The sequence below is a fragment of the Sorangium sp. So ce124 genome (assembly GCF_051525235.1).
In the GTDB taxonomy this organism is placed as follows: Bacteria; Myxococcota_A; Polyangia; order Polyangiales; family Polyangiaceae; genus Sorangium; species Sorangium atrum.
In genome coordinates, this window is the sequence record NZ_CP150312.1 from 167,582 (window position 1) to 192,744 (window position 25,163).

Annotated in this window: 16 protein-coding genes; 5 read left to right on the plus strand and 11 right to left on the minus strand. The window is 70.1% G+C overall.

Annotation, left to right across the window (positions count from 1 at the left end; genetic code table 11):
- The first annotated feature begins 27 nt into the window (after positions 1-27).
- Positions 28-723, plus strand: coding sequence for an acetoacetate decarboxylase family protein (locus tag WMF19_RS00635; RefSeq protein WP_437897287.1), 696 nt, complete (start codon positions 28-30; stop codon positions 721-723).
- 11 nt (positions 724-734) lie between these two features.
- On the opposite strand, the gene WMF19_RS00640 is transcribed toward WMF19_RS00635, so the two are convergent.
- From WMF19_RS00640 to WMF19_RS00655, 4 genes are all read right to left on the minus strand, one after another.
- Entirely contained in the window at positions 735-1,148 is a 414-nt protein-coding gene (locus tag WMF19_RS00640; protein ID WP_437326974.1) for a PilZ domain-containing protein, read from the minus strand.
- Between the two features lie 239 nt (positions 1,149-1,387).
- Positions 1,388-5,449 carry a DUF3344 domain-containing protein gene (locus tag WMF19_RS00645; RefSeq protein ID WP_437897288.1) on the minus strand — a complete coding sequence of 1,354 codons (4,062 nt, stop codon included), beginning with the start codon at positions 5,447-5,449 and terminating at the stop codon, positions 1,388-1,390.
- Positions 5,450-5,490: 41 nt separating this feature from the next.
- Positions 5,491-7,344 (minus strand): OmpA family protein, encoded by a 1,854-nt coding sequence (locus WMF19_RS00650; protein WP_272097179.1) that lies wholly within the window; start codon positions 7,342-7,344, stop codon positions 5,491-5,493.
- Between the two features lie 474 nt (positions 7,345-7,818).
- Positions 7,819-8,337, minus strand: a complete 519-nt coding sequence (locus tag WMF19_RS00655) for a DUF2690 domain-containing protein (protein WP_437897289.1) — start codon at positions 8,335-8,337, stop codon at positions 7,819-7,821.
- A 359-nt stretch (positions 8,338-8,696) separates the two neighbouring features.
- On the opposite strand from WMF19_RS00655, the gene WMF19_RS00660 reads away from it, so the two are divergent.
- The gene (locus WMF19_RS00660; RefSeq protein WP_437897290.1) at positions 8,697-9,914 is read left to right on the plus strand and encodes a cytochrome P450; all 1,218 of its coding nucleotides are present in this window, start codon (positions 8,697-8,699) and stop codon (positions 9,912-9,914) included.
- Positions 9,915-10,211: 297 nt separating this feature from the next.
- Here WMF19_RS00660 and WMF19_RS00665 read toward each other — a convergent pair whose 3' ends face one another.
- Both WMF19_RS00665 and WMF19_RS00670 read right to left on the minus strand, forming a co-directional pair.
- Entirely contained in the window at positions 10,212-11,342 is a 1,131-nt protein-coding gene (locus WMF19_RS00665; RefSeq protein ID WP_437894424.1) for an IS3 family transposase, read from the minus strand.
- Positions 11,342-11,701: a transposase gene (locus tag WMF19_RS00670; protein WP_437894425.1), complete on the minus strand. Its 360-nt coding sequence runs from the start codon at positions 11,699-11,701 to the stop codon at positions 11,342-11,344. Before WMF19_RS00670 ends, WMF19_RS00665 begins: the two co-directional genes overlap by 1 nt.
- 284 nt (positions 11,702-11,985) lie before the next feature.
- Between WMF19_RS00670 and WMF19_RS00675 the strand changes: the two genes are divergently transcribed.
- From WMF19_RS00675 to WMF19_RS00685, 3 genes are all read left to right on the plus strand, one after another.
- Positions 11,986-12,468, plus strand: a complete 483-nt coding sequence (locus WMF19_RS00675; protein WP_437897291.1) for a PspA/IM30 family protein — start codon at positions 11,986-11,988, stop codon at positions 12,466-12,468.
- 274 nt (positions 12,469-12,742) lie between these two features.
- Positions 12,743-13,744, plus strand: a complete 1,002-nt coding sequence (locus tag WMF19_RS00680; protein ID WP_437897292.1) for a universal stress protein — start codon at positions 12,743-12,745, stop codon at positions 13,742-13,744.
- Positions 13,745-13,896: 152 nt separating this feature from the next.
- Complete coding sequence (locus WMF19_RS00685; protein ID WP_437897293.1) at positions 13,897-15,543, plus strand: glycoside hydrolase family 43 protein; 1,647 nt, start codon at positions 13,897-13,899, stop codon at positions 15,541-15,543.
- Positions 15,544-15,730: 187 nt separating this feature from the next.
- Here WMF19_RS00685 and WMF19_RS00690 read toward each other — a convergent pair whose 3' ends face one another.
- From WMF19_RS00690 to WMF19_RS00710, 5 genes are all read right to left on the minus strand, one after another.
- The gene (locus WMF19_RS00690; RefSeq protein ID WP_437897294.1) at positions 15,731-17,134 is read right to left on the minus strand and encodes a hypothetical protein; all 1,404 of its coding nucleotides are present in this window, start codon (positions 17,132-17,134) and stop codon (positions 15,731-15,733) included.
- Positions 17,135-17,494: 360 nt separating this feature from the next.
- Complete coding sequence (gene metG, locus WMF19_RS00695) at positions 17,495-19,579, minus strand: methionine--tRNA ligase (protein ID WP_437897295.1); 2,085 nt, start codon at positions 19,577-19,579, stop codon at positions 17,495-17,497.
- Positions 19,580-19,634: 55 nt separating this feature from the next.
- A complete protein-coding gene (locus WMF19_RS00700; protein ID WP_437897296.1) occupies positions 19,635-20,498 on the minus strand; it encodes a DUF6209 family protein in 864 nt (287 codons plus the stop codon).
- Positions 20,499-21,311: 813 nt separating this feature from the next.
- Entirely contained in the window at positions 21,312-22,058 is a 747-nt protein-coding gene (locus WMF19_RS00705) for a hypothetical protein (protein WP_437897297.1), read from the minus strand.
- Between the two features lie 1,236 nt (positions 22,059-23,294).
- Entirely contained in the window at positions 23,295-24,926 is a 1,632-nt protein-coding gene (locus WMF19_RS00710) for a DUF1552 domain-containing protein (RefSeq protein WP_437897298.1), read from the minus strand.
- Positions 24,927-25,163 lie beyond the last annotated feature (237 nt).

Here is a 25,163-nt window from a genome sequence, read left to right on the forward strand (position 1 = left end):
TTTCATCGAGCCCGAGGAGAGGTCGTCATGAGCCAGAGCGCCGGAAGTCATCCTCCTGACGTGAAGCCAGCGCCGGCGCCGTGGACGCTGGCCGGCGATGCGACCATCGTGATGCTCGAGCTCCCCGAGCCGCTGCTCGAGGAGCAGAGCTTCATCCCGGAGGCGCTCCGCCCCCGCTTCGAGGGGCGCTACAGCCTGCTGATGGCCCTCGACTACGCGTCATCGAACGTGGGGCCTTATCGCGAGCTCCTGTTCATCCCCGGGCGCTTCCGCACGCGCCGCGGCCTCTGCTGGTCCATCAGCAAGATCTACGTCAGCTCGTGGGACAGCGTGGTGAACGGGCAGCGCAACTGGGGCATCCCCAAGGAGCACGCCGATTTCGAGATCGCGCGCGAGGCGGACGGGAGCGAGCGATTCCGGGCGTCGCAGGGCGGTGAGGTCTTCGCCGATCTGCGCTTCGCGGCCGCGGGCCCGAGCCTGCCCGCCTTGAGCGCGCTCGTGCCCGCGCGCCTCCGCCGGCTGGTGCACCACCGCGACGGGCACGACTATTTCTGCGCGCCGACCGCGCGCGGGAGCGCCCGCCACGCGCGCCTGCTCGAGGCGCGCGTCGATCCGGCGCGCATGCCGCGCGTCGACGAGGGTCGTGTGGTGTTCGCCGCCCGGCTCTCCCGCTTCCAGGCCGAGTTCCCGGTCGCCGACGTCGAGCTCGCTCCCTCCTCCTGAAGCAGCGCGGATCAGCTGAGCGCGATCATCGCGGCCGTCGCCGCGTAGTCCACGCGCTGCGCGCGGTAGGGGTACGTCGGCGGGAAGCGCTCGAGCGCCGCGCGCAGGCGCCGGATCGACGCCCTGTCGAGCGGGTCGAAGCGCAGGCCCACGGCACGCCCCGGGTCGCCCTGGCGCCGGCCGTGGAGGGTGCGCGCGATCGTCGCCGTCGCGTCGATCCAGACGTTCGTCTCCGGGATCCGGAACGAGACGATCACCGGCTCGCCCGTGAGCGCGCGGGCGCTCGTCAGCACGAGCATGCCGTCGATCGACAGGTCGATCGCCCGGGTCCCGAGCAGCCGAAAGCCCCGCTCGCGCACGGCCTGGCACTCCACGATCGCGGCGCGGCGCGTGGCGCGGCGCTCGCTGGCGAGCAGCATCTCCATGGTCGTTCTCCTTGGCGCGGTACGCTACGGAGGACGGCTACAGGTGGACAAGAAACTTACACGATGATGCCGCCCGCTGCGGCGGGTCGAGGAGGAACGCACGTAGGGGAGCGGGTGGGGGGATCTCGGCGCCCCTGAGGGCGCTCGCGGCGAGAGGCGCCCGCGGCCGCTGGGGAGGGTCGCCGCCCCGCCAGGTGGGCGGGGCGGCGCGCGGCCGTGGGCCTCTTTCTATCCGGCGGTCAGCGGCCCGCGCGGCGCCGGCGCAGGGCGAGGCCGGCGAGGGCGGCGAGCATGGGCAGGAGCGCGGCGGCGCCTCGGGTGCTGCCCGCGGGCGTGGGCCGCGCGGCGCAGAAGCCGTTGCCCTCGGCGAAGATGCCGCTCGGGTCGTTCTCGCTCTCGGGCTCGCAGGTGCCCGCCGTGCTGTCGGTCGAGCTGCACACCTCGCCGGACGGGCAGCTGTTGCCCTCGGCGCCGCGGCAGCCTTCCACGCAGGTCCCCTGCTCGCAGATCATCCCGCTCGTCGCGCCGCCGCAATCGCTGTCCTGCCGGCACGCCGGAGGCGTCTGATCGTCGGCGGGATCGTTGGGATCGGTCTCACCCGCGTCGATGGCGCCGTTGTGGTTCGCGTCCTCCACGCCGTCGGAGATGCCGCCGTGGTCCGTGTCCGGATCGAGCGGGTTCGTCTTCGTCGTGGGATCGGCGTCCGGGATGCAGGTCCCCGCGGCGGCGTCGGTGGCGGCGTTGTCGCAGGGCAGGCCGAGCTCGGTGCCGTCGAACAGCCCGTCGTCGTCGCTGTCGGGGTCGAGCGCGTTGATGAGGCCATCGCCGTCGTGGTCGTCGCTGAAGTTCGGCTCGTCGCCGTCGATCACGCCGTCGTCGTCGCTGTCGGCGTCGTTCGGGTCGGTGCCGATCTCCTCCTCGAGCGCGTCGACCAGCCCGTCGCCGTCGCTGTCCACCGGCGTCCCGTCGTCCTCACCGATGTTGGGATCGGTCTCGCCCGCGTCGACGACGCCGTTCAGGTTGGTGTCCTCCTGGCCGTCCGGCACGCCGCCGTCGTCGGTGTCGGCGTCGAGCGGGTCGGTCTTGGTCGCGCCAGCGTCCCCGTCGGGTCGGCAGTGGCCCGCAGCAGCGTCGGTGCCCTCGTGATCGCAGGGCAGGCCGAGCTCGGTGCCGTCGAACAGCCCGTCGTTGTCGCTGTCGACGTCGCGCACGTTGATCAGCCCGTCGCCGTCGGTGTCCTCGCCGGGCTTCGGCTCCTGGCCGTCGGGCACGCCGTCGTCGTCGGTGTCGGCGTCGTCCGGATCGCTCCCGATCGCCTCCTCCTCCGCGTCGGGCAGCCCGTCGCCGTCGCGATCCTCGTCCACCGCGTCGTCGTCGCCGTTGTTGGGATCGGTCTCGCCCTCGTCGATGGCGCCGTCGTGATCCGCGTCCTCCGCGCCGTCGGAGATGCCGCCGTCGTCCGTGTCCGAGTCGAGCGGGTGCGTCGTCGTCGTGGGGTCGGCGTCCGCGATGCAGTGGCCCGCGGCAGCGTCGGTGGCGGCGTTGTCGCAGGGCAGGCCGAGCTCGGTGCCGTCGAACAGGCCGTCGCCGTCGCTGTCCGGGTCGAGCGCGTTGATGAGGCCGTCGCCGTCGTGATCGTCGCTGAAGTTCGGCTCATCGCCGTCGATCACGCCGTCGTCGTCGCTGTCGGCGTCGTTCGGGTCGGTGCCGATCTGCTCCTCGACCACGTCGATCAGCCCGTCGCCGTCGGTGTCCTTCGGCGTCCCGTCGTCGGCGCCGTTGTTCGGATCGGTCTCGCCCGCGTCGATCTCGCCGTCGAGGTCGATGTCCTCCTGGCCGTCGGGCACGCCGCCGTCGTCGGTGTCGGGATCGACCGGCGAGGTCTTGGTCGCGCCCTCGTCCGCGTCGGCGCGGCAGTGGCCCGCGGCGGCGTCGGTGTCCTCGTTGTCGCAGGGCAGGCCGAGCTCGGTGCCGTCGAAGAGCCCGTCGTTGTCGCTGTCGACGTCGCGCACGTTGATCAGCCCGTCGCCGTCGGTGTCGTCGGCGGGGTTCGGCTCCTGGCCGTCGAGCGCGCCGTCGTCGTCGGTGTCGGCGTCGTTCGGATCGCTCCCGATCGTCTCCTCGAAATCGTCGCTCAGCCCGTCGCCGTCGGTGTCCTTCGGCGGCACGTCGTCGGCGCGCACGTTCGGATCGGTCTCGCCCGCGTCGACGACGCCGTCGAGATCGAAGTCCTCCTGGCCGTCGGGCACGCCGCCGTCGTCCGTGTCGGCGTCGAGCGGATCGGTCTTGGTCGCGCCGGCGTCGCCGTCGGCGCGGCAATGGCCCGCGGCGGCGTTGGTGCCGGCGTTGTCGCAGGGCAGGCCGAGCTCGGTGCCGTCGTAGAGCCCGTCGTTGTCGCTGTCGGGGTCGAGCGCGTTGATGAGGCCGTCCTCGTCGGAGTCCTCGTTCCAGCGCGGCTCCTGCCCGTCGGGCACGCCGTCGTCGTCGCTGTCGGCGTCGTTCGGGTCGGTGCCGGCCTCGAGCTCGTCGGGATCGTCGATCCCGTCGTTGTCCGAGTCGCAGCCGTTGTTGAACACGCCGTCGCAGTCGTTGTCGATCGAATCGCCGCAGACCTCGGCGCCCGTGGGCACGCACTCGCAGGCGTGCGTGTCGGGGTCGCACGTCGGCGAGAGCGGCCCGCAGTGCGCGTCGGTGAGGCACTCGACGCACTCGTTGGGCTCCGCCGCCGTGTCGCAGTGAGGCGTCGCTGCGGCGCACTGCGCGTCGGTCTCGCACGCGTCGATGACGACCTCGGTCGGCGGCACGCCGTCGGTCGGGCCGTTGCCGTCGGTCGGCGTGTCCTCTTCGGGCGCTCCCTGCTGCCCGGCGGCCCGGACGATGGCCTGGTTCGCGATGACCCCCGAGGCGCTGGCGTCGACCGTCACCCGGAAGGTCACCCGCGCCGACTGCCCGGCGGGGATCGACCCCCCCGCCGTCCCGTTCGCGCCCGTGCCGAGCCGCACGCGGACCGTGCGCGTCCCGGCGTCGTACTCGCCCTGGTCGTCGCCGGCCGCGTCCGTCTTCGGGCCCATGTTGGCGCCCGCCACGATGGAGAGCGAGCCAGGCACGTAGGTGACGCCCGCGGGCAGCGGATCGGTGAGCACGGTGCCCCTCGACGCGTCGTTGCCGCTGTTGACGACCTCGATCGTGTACTGGAGCTGGTCGCCCGGGAGCAGCAGCCCGCCGTTCACGTCGACGGCCGACTTCGAGGAGGACGTGAAGTCCGGCTTGAAGGTCGAGATCGACGTGATGAACCCGGCGAGGAAGTAGAGGTCCATGCTGCTCGACGCCCGGATGGGCGCCGAGGTCTGCCTCGGGGTCACCAGCGAGGTGATATCGAAGACGTCGATATCCATGCCCGCCATGGTCCCCGCGGTCCCGGCGAGCTGCGGCAGATCCCCGACGTTCGACACCGGCGCGTTGAAGTAGGACCGCGTGCCGTTGAAGAAGTTGTTGACCGGGTTCAGATCGTTGCCGAGCGCGGTCCCGTTGAAGAGGAACTGGTCCCCCTCGTGGGCCACGTCGCCCTCGAACGCGACCATGCCGATCTTCGCGTCGTAGCCCGCGTTCGGCACCAGGAACCCGTCCAGGGTGGCGTTCTGGGTCGACCCGCTGGCCACCGTGTCGAGGCCGTCGAAGAGCGCGAGGTTGCGCGGCGGCTCGGAGGCGAGCTCGTAGAACACGACCAGCCACCACCCGGCGAAGTGGTTGTCGAAGTTGTTGTTCGTGAAGCTCGCGCTGTTGACGCCGCTCACCCGGTACGCGCCGGACCCGTGGGCCTGCACGAGGGCGGTGATGTCCGCGACCGACTGGTAGTAGACACGCATCGAGCTGATCGTCTCGACGCTGTCGATGGCGGTCACCGGCTCGGAGAAGCCGCCCGCGCCGGGCCGCTCCAGCGTGATGTCCTCGTCCGCGGTCCCGGTGGCCCCGAGGTGCGCGCCCCAGTAGAGGTACGCGTGCGTGACCGTCGCGCCGGCCGGCACCTGGAGCACGGCGGTGGTGCGCGCCTGCGCGGCGGTGATGGTGGTGCTCGCCTCCGCCTGGCCCTCTGCGGGCGAGTCGGCGCGCCAGTATGTGTCGGGCGCGCTGTCGCCGATGTTGCTGCCGCAGGCACCGATGTCGCCCACAATGGGCGAGTCGATGTCGTCCCTGCCGCACTCGTGGCCCAGCGTGTTCCCGATCAGAATGAAGTCGCCCCGCTGGTCGACCTGCTTGCGCAGATGGGGCTCGGCGTGCGCGGCGCCGCCCTGCCCGCCCACGCAGGCGATCCCGACAAGACTACTTATGACCCAACGTCTCTTCACGGCGCCTCCTGCTGCTGCTTCGGCTTCTTCTCAAGGATCTTGAACTGCACGCGGCGGTTCTTCTGGCGTCCCTCGTCGGTGTCGTTGTCCGCGATCGGGACGTCGGGCCCGTAGCCCTTCGACGCCAGCCGCTCGGCCTCGACGCCGCGCTGGACCAGCGCCTTCATGACCGACTCGGCCCTCGCCTGGCTGAGCTTGATATTGTACGCGCGTCCGCCGCGCGGGTCTGTGTGTCCTTGCACCTCGATCTTGGCGATCTCCGGGTGCTCCTTCAGCACACCCGCGACCTCATCGAGGAGCGGATCGCTCACCTTCTTGATGGTCGCCTTGCCGGTGTCGAACTGCACCTGCTGGAGGATGACGATCTCGGTCTCGGTCATGCGCACCGCGACGGGGCAGCCGTTCTTCGAAGGATCCGGATCGGGCTTGCCCTTGATGTCGGGGCAGGCGTCCTGATCGTCGCGCACCGTGTCGCCGTCGCGGTCGCCGGGGCAGCCGTTCGTCGCCGGATCCGAGGTGCGGATACCGGGGATGTCGGGGCAGGCGTCCTCCGCGTCGATCACGCCGTCGCCGTCCCTGTCGGGCGGCGGCGGGCAGCCGTGCTTCTTCGGATCCTCGTTCGCCGGGCCTGCCTCGTCCGGGCACGCGTCGACGTCGTCCGTGATGCCGTCCTTGTCGCGGTCCCCTGGCGGCGGGCAGCCGTGCTTCTTCGGGTCGTCGTTCGCGACGCCGGGCTTGTCCGGGCACGCGTCGACGCGATCGAGGATGCCGTCCTCGTCGCGGTCCGAGGGCGGGCAGCCGTTCTTCTTCGGATCCGGGTCGCCGACGCCGGGCACGTCCGGGCAGGCGTCCTTCTCGTTGACGATGCCGTCCTTGTCGCGGTCCGGGTCCGCGCGCCGGACCTCGGGCGAGTACGCGAGCATCGCGACGGCGCGGAAATCCGGGGTGCCGATGCCCGAGGTGAAGCCGGGGCCGGCGGCGACGCCGAGCTCGAAATCGCGGAGCGTGGGCGCGAAGCGGTAGCGCAGGCCGAGCAGCGCCTCGACGTTCGTGTTGCGGGCCTCCGGGTCCTCCAGCACCGTCGACACGGTCGCCTCGGGGCCGATCTGGAGCTGCTCCTCCGAGCCCAGCAGCAGGCCGACGCCCGCGCCGCCGTTGAACATCAGGCCTTGCCGCACCTGCGCGAACGTCTGCGCGGGGCGCAGATCGACGCCGGCCGCGGCCGACCAGACGAAGCCCGGGATCCGGCCGCCGGCCAGGATCTGAGGCAGGCCGCGGACCGACTCCTCGCCCACGAACGAGCCGTCGCGGTCGCCGGTCGGCACCCACACGAAGCCGCCGACGGCGAGCTGGAACGGGTCGAAGTAATCGCCGAGGAGGCGCAGGCGCAGCCCGACCCGGAGATCGCCGAGCTGCACGTCGCTCGGCGACCTGAACGAGAGGCCCTCGGCCGCGGGGCTGTCGCCCTGCTGCAGCACGGCGAGGGGCAGGTCGACGTTGACGTGCAGCCGGTCCCAGAGCGTGAGCGAGGAGTTCAGGTGCAGGAACAGCTGGTGGCCGACGATCGCGCCGAGGTTCTCGTCGCTGCCCTGCCGCGTGAGCACGAGCGGGTTGTGCGCGTAGTCACCGAGCAGCATCACGTGCAGCGTCGCGCTGCCGTCCTGGTTCGGCGAGGCTGCGTACGGCGACGGCACGCCGAACATCCGGTCGCCGGCGGGCGCGGGGCTGAAGCGGTTGAGCGCGAGGCCGCGCGCCGGTCCCGCTTCCTGAGCGGACGCTGGCGCGGCCCACGCCGCCGCGGCTAGCGCGGCGGCGCCGCAGATCCATCGAGGGGGCAAGGGGGCTCTCATTCGCAGGATCACCTTGGGTGCTTTGGGCGAGCGGCCGTCGACTGCTCCGGCGCGCAGGCAAGTTGGGGGAAACGCTGCATGCTCGACGAGGAAGATCGCGAGCAGCCTCGAAATCCCGGGCCGTCTTATAGGCTTCGCAGGACGCTACGGGTGGACTTTTCGCTGGGCGGCCGTCCGAATTCGGATCGGCCTCGACAGGGCGGCTCTCCTGCGAGCCGGCCTTCGCAGCGCGGTCTATGCAAGGCGTGTGCACGCCTCGCGGTCGCGCGGGGCCGGTGGTCTGTCGGGGATCTGGCGCCTCAGGCCGGCTCTGCGGCGGGTGGACTGAGGACTACAGACATCAGCACTGCGGCCCCGGTGCGGCGGTGTCGACCGGGATCGAGCAGGGGGCGCGCCGGCGCGCCCGGTTGGCGGGCTCTGCGGCGCTCGCGGCCCCGGCGCTGCGCCGCCGGAGGCCCGGCTTCACCGCGGGGGTCAAAAGTTCGTTCGGACGGTGCCGCTGAATTGAAAGATGCCAGGGTTCGAGCCGATCTTGCCAATGGCGGTGAACCTGGAGCCTGGCGTGACGGCCAGCATGGCCGAGCGCAGCGCGTCGGTCGGTGAGGTCGACTCGGCCTGGCTCGTCGCGTAGGGCGAGCTCCTCGTGATCTCTGCCCGGAGATACGAGCTGCCGCTGGTCACGACGGTCCTTGCCCATGCCGCGTTGCAGCTCGGCGAGTACCGGATCACGATCTTGCCGATCGCGGTGGTGCCCGACAGGATGTCGCTCGACGCCCGCGTGACCGCGTCGGCCTCGCACCCGGTCGCGCCAGGGTCTTGCCCCGTGCACGACGCGCCGTAGCAGCCGCCGAGCGCGGCAGCGGCCTCGACCACGTCCTCCTGCGCGGAGCCCTCTCCGTCGAGCGGCTCGGGATCGGACGTGTCGGCGATGCAGCCGGCGAGGGCAAAGGAAGCTCCGAGGGCGACGACGGCAAACGAGGAGGCGATACGCATGGTCCATGTCCTTTCGAGCCCTGGGAACGCGGGCATTGCGCTACAGAGCGGCGCCGGCGCGTCGAGGTCTCGGCCTGGGTACGGGCGCCGGGCCCCGACCGGTTCCCGCGACCGCGAAAGGACCCGTGTCGGGCGCCTCCCGGGACTCGCTACGTCGGGCGCCGCGGGCTCGTCAGGGGCCACCGGTGGCGCGCGGCGCGGCGCGAGGCGATCGCGCGACGCGTCCGTCCGGGTCGTGTCGACTGGGGCATTCCGTTCGGGAGGCGCGTTCCGGCGCTCCATCTGGTGGTTGCATCGATTACCATCGTCTCCCGAAGGGCTGCTGCCACCGGCGACTCCAGACGACGGAGGTTTCGACGATGAACCTTTTTCCGGACGAGATGCGGCGGGATCCTTATCCCCTCTACGATCAGCTGCGGACCGGCTCTCCCGTGTTCCACGTTGCTCCGCTCGATCTCTGGATGATCTTCGATTACGACGGGGTGAAGCGGGCGCTGACCGATCATGACGCGTTCAGCTCCGCGGTGACGCCTCCCACGGGCAAGGCGCCGGACTGGATCGTCTTCTCGGACCCGCCGCGCCACACGAAGCTTCGATCCATCGTCCTGCGGGCGTTCACGCCGCGCTCGATCGCGGGCCTGGAGCCGCGCATCCGGGAGCTGTCGCGCGAGCTCCTGGATCCGTGGATCGAGCGCGGGGAGATGGACCTCGCGGCGGACTACGCGGGGCCGCTGCCCACGATGGTGATCGCGGAGATGATCGGCATTCCCTTCGAGGACCGGGCGCGGCTGCTGCGCTGGAGCGAGGTGATAGCGAACCTCAGCCACGCGATCTCCGGCGGCGAGGAGGCGGCGAGGGCCGTCAGCGAGCACGCCGTGGTGAAGGAGGAGATGAAGGCGTATCTCGCCGACCTGATCGAGGCGCGCCGGAGGGCGCCGGCGGAGGATCTCTTGACCCGGCTCGTCGAGGCCGAGGTGGACGGCGAGCGGCTGACCGAGGGAGACATCCTGAACTTCTTCCAGTTCCTGCTCGCGGCGGGCACCGAGACGACAACGAACCTGATCGACAACGCCATCCTGTGCTTCATCGGGAGCCCGGCGGAGCTCTTCCGCCTCAGGGCGGCGCCCGAGCTCTTGCCCTCGGCGATCGAGGAGGTGCTGCGCCACCGCTCGCCGCTGCAGATGGTGTTCCGCGAGACCAGGCGCGCCGTCGAGGTGCACGGCCAGGTGATCCCGGCCGGGAAGCTGGTGCTGCCCGTGATCGGCTCCGCGAACCGGGATCCGCTGCAGTTTCACGACCCCGGCCGCTTCGACATCGGGCGCGATCCCAACCCGCACGTCGCGTTCGGCCACGGCATCCATTTCTGCATCGGGGCGGCGCTGGCGCGCCTGGAGGCGCGGATCGCGCTGCCCGATCTGCTCTGCCGGCTGAAGGGCCTCCGGCTCGCGAGCGACGAGCCGTGGGAGCCGCGCAAGGCGATCATCGTGCACGGTCCGGCGCGCTTGCCCATCCGCTTCGAGCCGGGGAGGCGCGTTGCGGTGCACGCGGCGGGGGCGCAGACGCCGTGTCCAGGGTGAAGGGCGGGAGGACCGGCTCGGGGAGGGGAGGGGGCTCTGGACGGGCGGGGCCGCGGTGGGGCAAGGGGCAGGGGCCTGGGGAAGCGCCGGCCCCGTCCCGGCGGCCCCGGCCGGGGCGGACGGAACGCCGTGAGCCCGTCCGGATGACCTGGCTCGTCCACCCGGGAGATGGGTGGCACTCGTCTCCCGGTGGAGGTGCGTCCACAAAAAGACGGGTGGCACTCGTCTACGCGGTGGAGGTGCGTCCACCAAGAGACGGAAAATGCCAACAGGTTTGAGACAGGCCGGACGGGAATTCTATGAGTGGATCGCGTTGAGGGACGCGTTCCGGCTCTGGCACCCGAGCGGCCGCTGCGTCTCGGCGGTTGGCGCAGCGACGGGCTCGGGCGCGACGCTGGTCGTTGCCGTGTGTGGCGGCGCCGCGGCCTCGTCGGCAGCGTCGTCGACGGACAGCGGGTTGATGGCTACCGAAGCGGGCGGCCTGCGGACGACAGGCGGACCGTTCGGGAAGCGTTCCGGATGCGCGGCGTAGGCCGTGTCGAGGGCGACCTGGCGCCGAGCCGCGATATCTTCGACGCGGCCGTAGAATACATCAGCAGGTGTGAAGAGAGCAAGACCAGAATGCTGGTGAAGGTCATTATACCAGCTGAAGAACTCCTGGCACCACGCTCGTGCATGCGCCAGCGAGGCAAAGCGGTCCGGATAGTCGGGCTGGTACTTGAGCGTCTTGAACTGCGACTCGGAGAAGGCGTTGTCATCGCTGACGTGAGGCCTGCTGAAGCTACGAACGACGCCGAGCGAGCCGAGGAGCTGAGCGAGCCCCTCCGACCTCATCGCGGAGCCGCGGTCGGCGTGCACCGTGAGCGAGCCGAACTCGACGCCGTGGCGGGCGACCGTCTCTGCGAAGAGGTGCTCGGCGAGCTTCGCGCTCTCGCGCTCGGCGAGCAGCCAGCCAACGGTCATGCGACTGAACAGGTCGAGGACGACGTACAGGCAGTAGAAGACCCCGGGCAGCGGCCCGCGCAGCTTGGTTATATCCCACGTCCAGATCTGGTTGGGGGCTGTGGCGGTGAGCGTCGGCTTGGCATGCTTCATCGGCCCGCGCTGCGCGCGTCGCTCGCCGCTCTCGCCGGACGCCGCGAGCAGGCGGTACATCGTGCGGATGGAGGCAAGGTAGACGCCGCGCGACAGCAGCGTCGCGTAGACCTCCGGCGGGGGCTGGTCGACGAACTCGTCGCTGTGCAACACATCGAGCACGGCTTGCCGCTCGGGGTCACTGAGCCGGCGTGGGCTCGGAACGGGCCCCTGCAACGCCGGTGGCCTCGCGGGCTGCGTCTGCCGGTAGAGCGTAGCGCGGCTGATGCCGAGTGTCGCACACGCCTGCGCGATGGGGACGTGCGGGTCATCGAGCTCTTCGATGGCGTCCATCAGCGCTCTTCGTCGCTCGTGAGATTGATGCCCAGAATGGCAGAGACTTTTTTTTGGAGATCGATGAGCTTCTCCGCGAGCGCGAGCTTCTCCTCGAGTCGGGCCGAGCGCTTCTCGAGCTCGGCAATGCGCCGGTCCTTCGCGTCCTGCTTCGGCTTGCGGCCGGGCTTGCGCCCCGCGAGAGCCTCGCTGCCGTGGAGGGCGAGCTGCTTGCGCCACGCCGTTAGGAGGGAGCTGTAGATGCCCTCGCGGCGCAGCAGCGCCTCGATGTCGCCGCGCTGGGTGCATGCGGCCGCCTCACGAACGATGCGCAGCTTCTCAGCCGCCGAGAACTTCCGCCTCTTGCCCGCCTTCGGCATGGTCTCGACGGCGACGCCACTCGCGCGTGGAGCAGCGCCCTGCGCCGCTGGGGCGAGGGTAGGATCGACGGATCGGAGATGGGAAGGCTTCGGCACGGGTCAGGTCCATTCTCCGCCCTCTCACCACAGATTTCCAGGGGGAGCCTGTCTCACCAGACGTTGGCACAGAGGGGACGAGTGGCACTCGTCTCTTGGTGGAGGTGCGTCCACAAAAAGACGGGTGGCACTCGTCTCCCGGTGGACATGGCTCCAGCGTAAGATGAGCAGCAGGCGGTTCAATCGAGATGCCTTCCCATGCCGAGAGGTTTGCCAAGATCGCCGAGCGAATTGAACGCGAGTTGGAGCGTATCGATGAGGCTGCAGTCGCCGACGCCCGGCTCGAACCCGTGCGGGCACGGGAGAGGGGACCTCATTGGCTCGCTCGCGTCCTTTCAAAGCTTCGGCATGGTTTGAAGGCTCAGCCGAGCGCCGAGGACGAGGGAGCTCGTCGATTCGAAGCGGCTCAACTCCGCCTGGAATCGCTTGAGAAATACGGGGCGGAGCTGGCACGAGCGGCTGCGCAGCAGGCGGCGAACGCCGATGAATGGGAACGACGCGCGATGCTCGCGGTTCGAGCGGGGGACGATGACCTCGCGCGCAAAGCGCTCTCCTGGCAGCGCGAGGCGCTCGAACGTGCATCGACACTCGAGCGGCAAGCCGCAACGATCTCGGCGGCGATGGCCGAGTACACGTCTGCGCTCGCCGCCATCAAGGCCTCCTCGCGTTGATGGGGCTGCTCCCCACGTCGCTGGCGGAGGTGGTTCGCGCCGCTCGGCGGAGCGGCGCGACGCCTCCGGCGGGCGTGCAGGGTGGCTGAGCTGAGATCGCCTGCCGGAGCGCTTCGACCTCGAGGAACATGGCGAGCCCCGCGCCACCTCGGGCGCAATCCTTACGTAGCGCGCGCATCTCCCGCGCCGCGCAGGTCCTCGGCGGCAAGCGCGCCCTGCGCAGGGCAGGTCGCGACGCTTGGCGCGCGGCTTGCTATGTTTGCGCGGCGAGCCGATGCGCCGCACCGACGCCACGCCCACGACGCCTCCGAGCTCGCCCGCCCAGGCGGGGCCGGCCCACCGGCGCGACGGCCGGACGACGAGCACACCGCGCCGCGAGGCTCGCCTCGGCGACGTCCTTGCAGCGACCGATTTCTCGCCGGGTGCTCTCGCGGCGGTCGAGCGCGCCACGTGTCTCCCGCTCTCGGCGGGCAGCACCTTGCACCTCGTTCACGTGCTGCCAGCGCCCGCCTCGCCCGCGGAGGGCGACAGCGCGGAGCAGGCCGCGCGTCGCTCGCTCGACGAGATCGCGGCCCGCGCTCTCGATGTCGCCCGGGGCGCGGGGAACGCAGGTCTGCAGGTCGTCCCGAGCGTGCTCGTCGGCAGAGAGTTCGTCGAGATCATCCGTCATGCGCGCAGCCACGGCGCGGAGCTGATCGTCCTCGGCAGGCACGGGGAGCGCTCGATCCTCGATCTCCTGCTCGGGTCGACGGCCGAGCTCACGGTCCGTCACGCGGACACTCCCGTGCTCGTCGTGCAGCGAGCCCCCGCCAGCGCCTACAGGCGACCGCTGCTCGCCGTCGAGCTCTCGGACGTCGCGCTCCGGAGCGCCGTGCTCGCGACGAAGGTCATCGACCCCGAGGTGAGCCGCATCCGGGCGATCCACGCCTATCGCGTGCCCTTCGAGGACAGGATGGCGCTCGCCCTCCCCTCGCTGGAGTTCGCGGCCTATCGGGCTCGATACCATGACGACGCGCGCGCCGGTCTACGGCGCCTCCTCGACTCGTTCGACGGGCTCGGCGTGACGTGGGAGTCGTCGGTCCGGCGCGGCGATGCGAGGCGCGCGATCGTCCGCGAAGCCGGGCGGTGGAAGGCCGATCTCATCATCATGGGCACGCACGGGCGCTCGGGGATCTCGCGCGCTCTCCTGGGCAGCGTGGCCGAATCCGTCATGCGCTCGGCGCCGTGCGACGTGCTTGTCGCGCGCCCCTCCACGTTCGTGCTGGAGCTGCCCTGAGCGGCGCGGCAACGAAGCATGCTCCTGCGGCGCCCGGCTCATCGTGCACTCCAGCGCCGGCGGAAGCATATCGTTTCACTTTTCCTTCCCCCCGTTCCTCGATATCCTCGGCGCGATCGTCCTCTGCACCATCGCCGGCGAGCCATTCATCCATGCCTGATACCGTCATCCGTAATCCGATCCTGCCGGGCTTCAACCCCGATCCGTCCATCGTCCGCGTCGGCGACGACTACTACGTCGCGACCTCGACCTTCGAGTGGTATCCCGGCGTGCAGATCCACCACTCGCGCGACCTCGTGCACTGGCGTCTGCTCTCGCGCCCGCTCAACCGCGCGAGCCAGTTGAACCTGCTTGGCGCCGGCGATTCGTGCGGCGTCTGGGCGCCGTGCCTGACGTATGCGGATGGCCTGTTCTGGTTGATCTACACCGACGTGAAGCGCTACGGCCGGACCACCGTCGGCGGTGCGTCCGGCGCGTCCATGCGCGACTTCCACAACTACCTGGTGACCAGCCCCACCATCGACGGCGAGTGGTCGGATCCCGTTCATCTCAACTCGAGCGGCTTCGACCCCTCGCTGTTCCACGACGACGACGGCCGCAAGTACCTGAGCAACATGCTGTGGGACCACCGGCCCGGCCGCGATCGCTTTGCCGGCATCGTGCTCCAGGAGTACTCGCACGCCGAGCGCAAGCTCATCGGGCCTGTCACGAACATCTTCAGAGGCACGCCGATCGGCTACACCGAAGGTCCGCACATCTACAAGCGCGGCGGCTACTACTATCTGATCACCGCCGAGGGCGGCACGTACCAGGGCCACGCCGTCACCATGGCGCGCTCCCGTGACCTCACCGGCCCGTACGAGCTGCACCCCGAGACGTACATCCTGACATCGCGCGCTCGCGCCGACGTCGCGCTGCAGCGCGCGGGCCACGCTGACCTTTGCGATACGCCGTCGGGCGACGTGTACATGGTCCACCTGTGCAGCCGTCCCATCCCGAACCGCGGGCGCTCGACGCTCGGCCGCGAGACCGCGATCCAGAGGATGGTCTGGTCGGACGACGGCTGGCTGCGCACGGCCGATGGTGAAAATATCCCGCGCGTCGAGGTCCCAGCCCCCGGCCTGCCCGCGCATCCTTTCCCCGCCCCGGCCGCGCGCGAGGACTTCGATTCACCGCAGCTGCCGATCGACTTCCAGTGGCTGCGCTCGCCCTACCCCGACGAGCTGTTCAGCCTCACCGCACGTCCCGGTCATCTCCGGCTCTACGGCCGCGAGACGCTCGGCAGCCTGTTCCGCCAGTCGCTCGTCGCACGCCGCCAGCAGGCGCACTGCTACACCGCGGTCACGTCGGTCGACTTCGCGCCCGAGCGTTATCAGCAGATGGCCGGGCTCATCTGCTACTACAACGCGAGCAAGTTCCATTACCTGCACATCTCGCACGATGAGACGGTCGGGCGCTATATCCGGATCATGTCGGCGATTCCGGATGGGGTCATGGCGGACGCCTTCACCGCACCCGTCCCCATCCCGGGCACCGCGCCCGTGCACCTGCGCGCCGAGCTCGACCACGACCGGCTCTACTTCGCCTACAGCCTCGACGGTACCGACTGGAGCTGGTTCCCCGAGCATCTGGACGCCAGCATCCTCTCGGACGAGGCCTCCGCGCCCGGCCTTCCCAACTTCACCGGTGCGTTCGTCGGCATGGCGTGCCAGGACATGTCGGGTACCGCGCGCCCAGCCGATTTCGACTACTTCGAGTACCGCGAGCGCGAGTACCTGATCGACCCCAGGCGCCCGTAGCGTCACTTTCCCGGGAGGGAGGCGGGTAAGGAACCTCGTTTTTGACCGCGGGTCGCTGGATCTGGAGTCGTGGCGCCCGAGGGGGGTGGACGACGGACGCTTCGCCGAAGCGCGAGGCGCGATCGGGCTCGCGCTCGCTCGGCTGAGCTCTCTGCAGCCCGTCAGGGTCGTGAGCAGGCCGGGGCCCTCAAGGCTCCTTTTTCTTCTTCCACTTCTTCTTCTTGGGCGGCGGGAGCTTCGTCTTGTTCGGGTCCTTGGGCGCCCACGGGACGCGCGTGTCGATCGGCAGGATGTCCTCGTGCGGCAGGGCGCGCTCGCCCTCGCGCTTCACCGCGAACGACGCCGAGACCACGTTGATCCTGTGCGCGCCGATATCGGACAGATCGACCTTGGCGCGGAGCCCGACAGGGATGCAGAACCTCCTCTTTCGCTCTTCTTCATCCGTGTCGCCCGGCGGCGCCCCGTCGCCCGGGCCGCGCAGCTGGCCGAGCCGACTCGGGTCCTCCATCGCCTGCTGGAGCTGCTCGAGCACCTCCTCGGCGCACACGAGCTCCGGCTTGGGCTTCTTCTTGCTGCCGGACGGATACTGCACCTTGGACTGGACCTTGACGGTCACGGTCACCGGCTGCCGGTCAGGCCCCATCTGCAGCGCGCTCCCCGCGAGCGCGCCCTTGGCCCCGTCCACGATGCGATCCCACGTGGGGCCGTCTCCGGCCGACGCGCTCACCAGCCGGACGCCGAGGACCTGGCCGTCGGCGCCGAGCTTGACCTCGAAGGTCGCCCGCGCGTCGAGGGGCGCGGCCGAGGAGCGGACCATGTCCGCCAGGGTGCTCGCCACCGCGCCCGCGGCGGGGATGCTGATGCCCACGCTCTTGTCCTTGCCGTGCAGCGTCTCGTTCAGCACCGTGCCCGCGATCGCCGGATCCACAGGGCGAGCGCGCGGGGCGGCCGTCGGGGCGGCGCGCGGCGCGTCGGGGCCGGGGAGCACGCCGGGCACGGTCCAGAGGGGCGTCCCGAGCCCTGGCGCGAGCGCGATGCCCCCGCCCGCAGCGGGAGGTGCCCCGCCGTACTCGTCGCCGGGCGGCGCCGTCGCCGGGGCCGCCGGCGCCTCGGCGGCGGGCGCAGGGGCCTCGGCGGTGGGCGCGGGGGCGCCGGGAGCCTCGGCGGCGGGCGCACGGGCCTCGGCCGCAGGCCGGGCGGCGGCATCGGCTGCGGGCGGCGCGGTCTCCGGAGGTGGGGCCTTCGGCTCTGCGGCGGGAGCGGCCGGCGCAGGCCTCGCGCGCTCCACCGAGGCGACCTTGGCGGCCACGGCGCCCGGCGCGGGCGCCTGCGCCTTCTCGGCCGGAGGGGCCTTGCCGATCTCACCGGCCGACTCCGGCTCGCCCGCGATCGGCTCGCCCCCGGCCGGCGCCGCGGTTGCGGCCTGGGGAGCCTGTGGTTCCAGCTCGACATCGATGCCATCCACGAGCGCCGATGGCTCGGCAGGGCCCTCGAGAGGCCGTTCCGGCGTCGGCGCGGCGAGGATCGCGGCGTGCGCCGCGACCGCCATGGCCAGGGCCACGGCATCGCGCCCCCGCAGGGAGATGCTCACCGCCTCCTCGTGCCAAGGCAAGCGCGCATTGACCAGGTCTAGCACGCCCCCCGGCGGGCGGACCGACCTCCCCCTTGGTCCCCCGCCCACCGGCGTGAAAAGCACGATCGCGGCGCAGCGATCGCGGCCATACCGCTCGGCCGCGGAGGCGGGGTGGCGAGGGGATTCTCCCACCTGCCGGAAGGATGGAACCGCCAAGTCGCCAGAAGACGCCAAGATTTGTTTTGTTTTTCTTGGCGTCTTCTGGCGACTTGGCGGTTCAAGAGACCCCACCTGCGGCCAGAGGTACACAACCGCCAGAGGCCGGCGCCTCGCTCCCGCCGTGTCGCTGCGCTGTGAATCGCGTGTCGAGGTGCGGTATCAGAGCACCGGCGTGCCCGGCGCGGCGTCCTCGACGGTGATGGTGCGGACTCGCCCCTCGACATCGGCGGTCAGCAGCATGCCTTCCGACACGAGCCCTTTGCCGAAGTCGCGCGGCGGCAGGTTGCAGATGACGACGACCCGCTTGCCCACCAGCTCTTCCGGGGCGTAGCTCGCCGCGATGCCCGAGATGATGCGCCGCGGAGCGCCGTCGCCGGTGTCGACGCGCAGATCGAGCAGCCGGTCCTTCTTCTTCACGCGCTCGGCGCTCGTGACCACGCCGATCCGGAGGTCCAGCCGGGCGAATTCGTCGAACGCCACGGGCCCCTTGCCCTGGCGCGCCGGCGGGGCAGCCACCTCGGCGCCGCCGCTCGCCGCGGGCGCGGCCTTCGCCTCCGGGGCCGCCTTCGACTCGGGCTTCGCGCCGGCCGTCGCGTCGGCCTTCGCCGGCTCGGCGTCCGGCCGCGGCGGGGCGAACCGGGCGAGCAGCTCGGCCTCTTTCTCCTTCTCGAGGCGCGGGAAGATGGGCGAGCCCCTGCGGAGCTTCTCGCCCGGCGCGCGCCCGGGGAGCGCCATCGGCCAGCGATCGCTGCCCGCCTCGAACGCGATCGGCGGCAGCCCGAGCTGCTCGCGCATCCTGCCCGCCACGACCGGCATCACGGGGGAGATCATCACGCTGATCGCCTCGAGCTGCTCGATCAAGGTCGCGATGATCGTCCCGAGGCGCGCCGGGTCCGTCTTCTTGGCCACCCACGGAGCGGCCTTGTCGATGTAGAGGTTCGCCGCGGCGATCACCGTCCAGATCGCGTCGAGCGCGCGCGTCGGCTGGTTCGCGTCGAACGCGGCCGCCGCGGCCGCCGCGGCCTGCCGCTGCGCCCCGGCGAGCTCCTCCTCGAGCGGGCCCAAGGCCCCCTTCGCGGGGACCTCCTCGGCGAACGGGAGCACGCGATTCAGCAGGTTGCCGAGCGAGTTGCCGAGCTCCGAGCCATACCGCGACAGCACGTCCTGAAGGCCGAAATCGCCGTCCTGGCCGAACGAGATCGCGCGCATCAGGCAATACCGCACCACGTCCACCCCGACGGGCGGCGCGGCGGCGGCCGCGTCCGGGCCGCCGGGCAGGGCCGCCGCGGCCGCCTCGGAGAGGGCGGCCGCCACCTCGACGGGGCTGATGGTGTTGCGGAGCGTCTTCGACATCTTCTGGCCGCTGTACGTGAGGAACCCGTGGGCGAAGACCTGGCGCGGCAGCTCCGCCTCTCCGTAGCCGGCCGAGAGCAGGAACGCAGGCCAGTAGACGGCGTGGAAGCGCAGGATGTCCTTGCCGACGAGGTGCACGTCCGCGGGCCAGAAGCGCGTGTTGTCCTCCGGCTCCCGGAGGGCGGTCATGTAGTTCGCCAGCGCGTCGAACCACACGTACATGACGTGCTTCGGGTCGTCGGGGACGGGGATGCCCCACTGGAACGTGGTGCGGGAGACCGACAGATCCTGGAGCCCCTCGCGCACGAAGCTCACCACCTCGTTCAGGCGGCTCGCCGGCTGCACGAAGGTCGGGTTGCGCTTGTAGTAATCGAGCAGCGCGTCCCCGTACCTGGACAGGCGGAAGAAGTAGCTCTCTTCCTTGACGCTCTCGGCGGGCTTCTTGTGCAGCGGGCAGACGTTCCCGGGCTGCTCCAGATCCTTCTCGGTATAGTAGGCCTCGCACCCGACGCAGTAGAGCCCCTCGTAGTGGCCGAGGTAGATGTCCCCGCGCGCCTTGATCCGGCTCCAGAGCTCCTGCACGGCCTTCTTGTGGCGCGGCTCGCTCGTGCGGATGAAGTCGTCGGGAGCGCAGCCGAGCTTCGGCCACGTGTCGCGGAAGACGGCGGCGATCTCGTCGGCGTGGGCGCCCGGCGCGAGGCCGCGCGCCTCGGCGGCGCGCTGGATCTTGAGGCCGTGCTCGTCCGTGCCGGTGAGCATGCGGCTCTCGTGGCCGCGCAGCCGGTGGTAGCGGCACAGCACATCCGCGGCGATCGTCGTGTAGGCGGTACCGAGGTGCGGGACGTCGTTGATGTAATAGATGGGCGTCGTGACGTAGAAGCGGCTCGCCATGGGAACGCCCTTTTAGCATGGGGCGCTCTCCCGCGGCGAGGCGGCGGGGCGCCGATCAGAGCCGCGCGTCCTCGGGGAGCTCGGCCTGGTGCAGGACTCCATCCGTGAACACCTGGCCGTCGATCTCGTAATAGAGCCGGAGCTGCACCTTGCGCGCGTCCGGCCGCGGCGACACCGAGCCCGGCGTCGCGGTGGATCCCTGGAAAATCTTGCCCGCGAAGCTGAACTGCTGGTTCGGGCCCCACCCGGTATACGAAAGCGGGATCGTCTCGGCGTGGACGAGCGCGTCGTGGCCGTCGAACACGTGGACATCGATCCATGCGCTGGCGCCCCACGCCGAATGGCTGACCCACGCGTCGAGGTCCAGGTGTATCTGGATGTCTGTCCCCGCGATCGGCCCCTGTGCGGGCCTCGGGAACGCGTAGACCTTCGAGACCCGAAAGGCCCGGACGTTCGTGATGTCGGGGCGCCGCTGCGCCCCCGCGCGGTAGACGACCGGCTGCGCCGGGATCCGCGGCGGCGGGCCGCCCACATCGAACCAGTAGTTGTCGCCGAAGCGCGTGTCCCACGCTTCGCACCGGCGGCTGGTCTGAGAGAAGCCGTGGAACCAGATCTCCGCCTGGGTCGCGTCGTCGGGCACCGAGATCTCCAGGGCCGCGGGCCTGTGCGCGACGACGTGCCCGGGCGGGTTCCCCGGGGCCCGCACCTCCTCGACGACGCTCCCTTGCACGATCGCGCCCCGCGGGTGGAAGCGGACGTAGGCGGTGATGTCGCCGATCTCGGCGCCGCGCCACGTCGTGAAGCAGCGCGACAGGCGGCTCAGCTCGTACTCGATCCTGAGCTTCCCCCCGCGCTCGATCGGACCCTGCTGCGCGTGCTGCCAGTCAGGCAGGAACTGGAGAACAGCGGTCGTTGTCATCGGGACCCTCCTTGCATGGACGGGTAGTCAGGAACGGGCACCAGATGCAAGCAGGGCGACGTTTCGGCCGGCGTGAAGGCCGATCGCGCGTCGGCTGAGCGCGCGGTGCGGTTTCAGGGGGGCGTGACGGCGGATCGCACCTCCTCGGACGGCACGGACCCGAACCGCGCCCAGCTGTCAAGCCCCGGGCCTGGGGAGCTCGCCGTGGCCGAGCCGTCGCGTCGGACTGCGGTGGTCGCCTCGCTCGCCAGCACCCCTGAGCCGCGCCGTCGCCCTCGGGGATGGGGTGGGGGCCCGGGTCGTTCACGAAGCGATCGGCCGACTGCTCGGGCTGCCGGTGGCACCGGCGGCACGACGCGCGCGGCCCCGTCGCAGCCCACGACGTAGCTCGCGCGCTCGCTGCTCTGCCCCTCGGGGCCCTGGACCCGCAGGTTGACGCCCCCTCCGCGCTCCGGCGCAGGAAGCGGCCCACGAGCCCGCGCTGGGAGGATTGGACGAGCCGGCCGGATTACGCGAGGTAGAACCGCGCAGGCCGCCAGGGCGGGCTGATGATCCGGGATCCGCTGGGCATGAAAAGGCCCAAGAAGGGTGCGCGGCTCGCAGTTCGTCGAGCAGCGGGCAGAGGCGGGCCTCCGGCACGCGCGGGCGGCACGCCGAGGGACGAGGCCGAGAGGCTGTTCTCGCTCGTGTCGATCCGCATCCGCCCGCCGTGCCTCCCCACCAGCTCGATGACGGTCGTCCCGTCGGCGGGCTAGGACGAAGAGCTTGCGCGATCTCGGTCGCGCCTAGGCGCAAGATTGGCGGGCTTCTAGACTACTGCGGGCACACGGGCTCCCAGTTTGTGTCCGTGGCGATCTCGTAGAAGCGGAGCTGCGCGAGCTTCAGTCCCTGGTTGTCGTACTGCCAGAAGTACGCCAGGTTGTCGTCCCCGAAGAGCGGCACCTGGTTCACGTCCAGGCACTCACCCGTCGTGGCGTCCCACTCGGCGCAGTAATCGATGTAGAGGAGGTCTTTGGAGACGTTCACGAAGGTCTGCTTGCCCTTTGTGCGCGTGATGGTGATCGGCGCGACGCCGCCGGCGAAGTCGACCGCGCACCAGGTGCCGGTCTCGTCCTCGTAGCAGGACTGCATGTCCGCGTGTCCGCCCGGCTTGGCGAGCGCGCGCACGTAGACCGAGTACGAGGTCGTGCCGTCGCAGTCAGGATCGGGGTTGGGCAGCTGGAACGAGGCGCGGCCGTCGGTGCCGTTGGCGTCGAGCACCGCGAAGTCACCCTCGGTGAGATCGATGCGCGTCGAGGACACCGCGCCATCGCTCCCGAGGCCCACGAAGATGCGGCGACCGTCGCCACCAGTCATGTTGGCAGATTTGCCCCTGGGCACGCCGATGATATTCAGCGTGTAGTGCGCACCGCTCACCGAACCGTTGCCGGTGTCGACGGCCAGATCGTTGCTTTCCGCTGCCTCTACCTCGTCTGCGACGGTGCAGCCCGAGAGCGCGAGAACGGCGACGGTGCTGAAGGAGAGCACGAGAGCCGAGACGCGATGGAAAGTCGTATTCATGAATATTCCCCCCTGCTGTTGACTCATCTCCCCGCGAGATGCTGTGTCGGAGCGTCTGCATGCCCCGCGCCAACTTTCCATATTGGTAGTGATCTACACGAATGTCGGCTCGTGGGTCTTGTCCGACTTTAGAAATTCTATGTGCCTGGATCGTCGCTCCGCCGGCGTCTTGTCCAGAGCGTGAATCGATGGATAGTCCGCCTTCGGCACATCGTGCGGGGGTGTTTTTGAAGCGGAGGACAAGCGCTCGGAACATAGGGTGATGAGCAGTTTGTGCCTAGTGTTCCGGCCGTGCTCAGCCCTGAGCGAGGGCGGCCGTGCGATCTGGAGACGCTCCGGGCGCCGGAGCCGCGAGGGCATGGGTGGCGCGCTACGCCAGATCTACGCTCTCAAGAGCCGGAACATCGGGCGCCGTTTCGGGCGTATCGGCTCGCAGGGCGGCTCGGCCAGCCTACACGCTCGTGGTGCTCTGGTACGCCCGAAGCGGCTGCCAACTTCGCTCGGCGCAACCGACCAAGGCGCTCTGGTGCTCGCCCAAGAGCTCCCCCTGCAAGACCCTGCTGGCCTTCTCCGACATGGTCAGCGCCCGCAGCCAGACACGAAGCGCTTCCGCGGGCTGCACGTCCGGGTCGGGTCGGTCTTTGGTGCAAAGCCTCGATCGCGAACGATGATCGCGATGAGAAAGACGATGAACTGAGCGAGCGTGAACGCTGCGGCGTCCGTCGCCACACCGCCACCCCCTGGACAGGAACGATCGTGACGTACAGCGCAATCAGCATCGACTGCGCGAGCTCCCAAGTCGTGAGGACGCCGAAGCGGTACGGGCCCGCGAGCATCGACAGTTCTGTGATGATGATCAGGCCCGCAGCGACGTGGTGCACCTTCGCCCGCTCCCTCCGGACGAGCGGCCCCGCACCCGAGGAGGCATGCGATCGGGCGGTGCTCGGGGCGATGTCGCGCGACGACCAAGGCCAGGGCCGCCGGCAGGACGGCGAGGCCGTACAGCGAGGGGATCACCCCGCGCGCCGCGCGGCGAGCGCCACCGCGACTGCGACAAGGACCCGCCATCGGCCCCCTCGCCTCGCCCTAAAGGGCCGCCCCCCGTCCGCTGGCCCGCTCGGTACCCGTCGCGCCATGAGGGTGAGATCACGCGGTCGAGGCTCGCGTCATGACGATGCGGATCTGCCGGACGGTCCATGTCGTGAAGCAGCGCGACAGGCTCGGGGACGAGACCGCTCAGGCGTTCGCCCTGAGCGCGGCGAACTCGCCTGGATCGTGGATGGTGGGGGGATTGGTCCCGCCACCGATGAAGTCTTCCGTCCGGTCGTACATGCCGTAGTGGGTCACCGGCGCCGAACCGCCCGGTGCCGGGAAACCATCCGCGCCTGCCTTGACCCCGAGGGCGTTCATCAAGTTGCAGAAGTACTTGTTGATCGGCGCGTTGGCGAGCGACGGATCGGTCCCCGTTTCCTGGGATATCGCGTCGACCTGGTCCGACGTGCCGTCGGCACACGTGATCTCGCTGTTGCCGGTCGTGAGATCGGGCGAGCCGTCCTCGACGTTCACGGCCCAGCCGGTCTTGAAATAGCCGCCGGCGCTGCCGGCCTGGACGATCGGCAGGTTGTTGAGGTTCCGGGCGCAGCCGTCCGACGCGTCCTGGAACCAGACGGCCGCGCAGTTGTCGAGGAGCGTCCCGTCGCCCTCGTCGATACGGTTCAGCTGCCCGACGAGGTGGGCGAACTTCCTCGCATAGTAGTCGTCGATCTTGAGGATCATGTCGATCACACCGGGGACGCAGGTGCCCGTCATGCCCGCGTGGTCCAAGCGACTCGCGAGACCCGCGGCCTCCTGCGTCAGGCCGAGCCCCCCAAAGGTGTAGGCCGCGGGGTACTTCAGGAAGATGACGGGGTTCGCGTTGCACGCTGCCGCGAGCACGGCGAGGTTCGAATAGAGGTCCGCTCCGTCCAGGCCGTCTGAGATTGGCTGCGTCAGCTTGTCCGAGTAGTTCGCGTTGCTCACCAGATCGATGTTTTCTTGCGTCACATCGAGCGACGTGGCGAGGGACGTGTCGCACTGCGCAGAAGCCACCACGTTGCCTGTCGCGTGGAGGAGCTCCTTCCAGGCTGCGAGCTTCTGCTTGTCGGCACGGCTCATGTCGAACCGCTCGAGCCTCTGCAGATCATCCTTCACGATGTCGAGGACGCTCTTGCCGCGCATCGCCGCGTAGGTGTCCGGAGACGGCGGCTTCCCCGTCTCGAAGACGCCCGTGAGGCTGCTGAAGGCCTGCTGCGCGTTGAAGCCCCTGAAGAGGGTCTCGGCGGCGGAGTAGGAAATCGCCGACTGAGAGTTATCATTCTGACCAATTGTGTTCAAGAGCAACGGAGTGCCTTGCGGGCTGAGCTGTCGTGCGATGACGTGGTCCAGCGAGGGACCGGTCGGCATGGCGTAGAACTTCGTCGCCGTGTTGAAGCTGAACGGGTCGTTGCTGTTGGGAGTGACCGGGTGGCAAGTGAAGTACGACCCGTTCACCTGCGTGTTTTCATCGTTCCCCTGCCCCCGAACCATCGTCGCCGTCCACTCGTTCATCGCGCGGATGCCTCGGGGCATGAGGAGCTTGTCGACGTACGGCGCCAGGTGCTTGAGCGTCGTCGACTCGAGGTCCGCGGCGGTGAGCGGGCCGTGCGACTTCTTCGGGAACCACCGCGTCGTGATGCAGCCATAGTGCGTGTACATCACGATCAGCCGCTTCGGTGGTGTGGCCGGCTGCGCCATCACGGAGCGGTCGAGGATCGAGCCGAGGAACGGCGCCGCGACGCAAGCTCCGCCCAGCCCCCGGAGGAAAATTCTTCGGTTTACGCGCTTTGTCATGGTCGTATTTTTCCTGCCTCAGTGGAGATAAACGCCCGGCTGACACTCGGAACGCCCTCCGGATGCCCGCGTTGGCCACGTCTCCATCACCCCCTACAATGCCCGCAGGCCCGTGAACGTATTTGGGTTTCGCTCGGCCGGGAGCGTTCTTCGAGCGGAAGGGTGCCCCGCGCGTCACGGGCGACAGCGGTACCGGGAAAGAGCTCGTCGCGCGGCGGGAGGCGGCGGTAACTGGCG

Coding starts and splice junctions, on each gene's coding strand:
- WMF19_RS00635 (WP_437897287.1), top strand. CDS start 28: ATGAGCCAGAGCGCCGGAAGTCATCCTCCTGACGTGAAGCCAGCGCCG.
- WMF19_RS00640 (WP_437326974.1), bottom strand. CDS start 1,148: ATGGAGATGCTGCTCGCCAGCGAGCGCCGCGCCACGCGCCGCGCCGCG.
- WMF19_RS00650 (WP_272097179.1), bottom strand. CDS start 7,344: ATGAGAGCCCCCTTGCCCCCTCGATGGATCTGCGGCGCCGCCGCGCTA.
- WMF19_RS00655 (WP_437897289.1), bottom strand. CDS start 8,337: ATGCGTATCGCCTCCTCGTTTGCCGTCGTCGCCCTCGGAGCTTCCTTT.
- WMF19_RS00660 (WP_437897290.1), top strand. CDS start 8,697: ATGAACCTTTTTCCGGACGAGATGCGGCGGGATCCTTATCCCCTCTAC.
- WMF19_RS00665 (WP_437894424.1), bottom strand. CDS start 11,342: ATGGACGCCATCGAAGAGCTCGATGACCCGCACGTCCCCATCGCGCAG.
- WMF19_RS00670 (WP_437894425.1), bottom strand. CDS start 11,701: ATGCCGAAGGCGGGCAAGAGGCGGAAGTTCTCGGCGGCTGAGAAGCTG.
- WMF19_RS00675 (WP_437897291.1), top strand. CDS start 11,986: ATGCCTTCCCATGCCGAGAGGTTTGCCAAGATCGCCGAGCGAATTGAA.
- WMF19_RS00680 (WP_437897292.1), top strand. CDS start 12,743: ATGCGCCGCACCGACGCCACGCCCACGACGCCTCCGAGCTCGCCCGCC.
- WMF19_RS00685 (WP_437897293.1), top strand. CDS start 13,897: ATGCCTGATACCGTCATCCGTAATCCGATCCTGCCGGGCTTCAACCCC.
- metG (WP_437897295.1), bottom strand. CDS start 19,579: ATGGCGAGCCGCTTCTACGTCACGACGCCCATCTATTACATCAACGAC.
- WMF19_RS00700 (WP_437897296.1), bottom strand. CDS start 20,498: ATGACAACGACCGCTGTTCTCCAGTTCCTGCCTGACTGGCAGCACGCG.
- WMF19_RS00705 (WP_437897297.1), bottom strand. CDS start 22,058: ATGAATACGACTTTCCATCGCGTCTCGGCTCTCGTGCTCTCCTTCAGC.
- WMF19_RS00710 (WP_437897298.1), bottom strand. CDS start 24,926: ATGACAAAGCGCGTAAACCGAAGAATTTTCCTCCGGGGGCTGGGCGGA.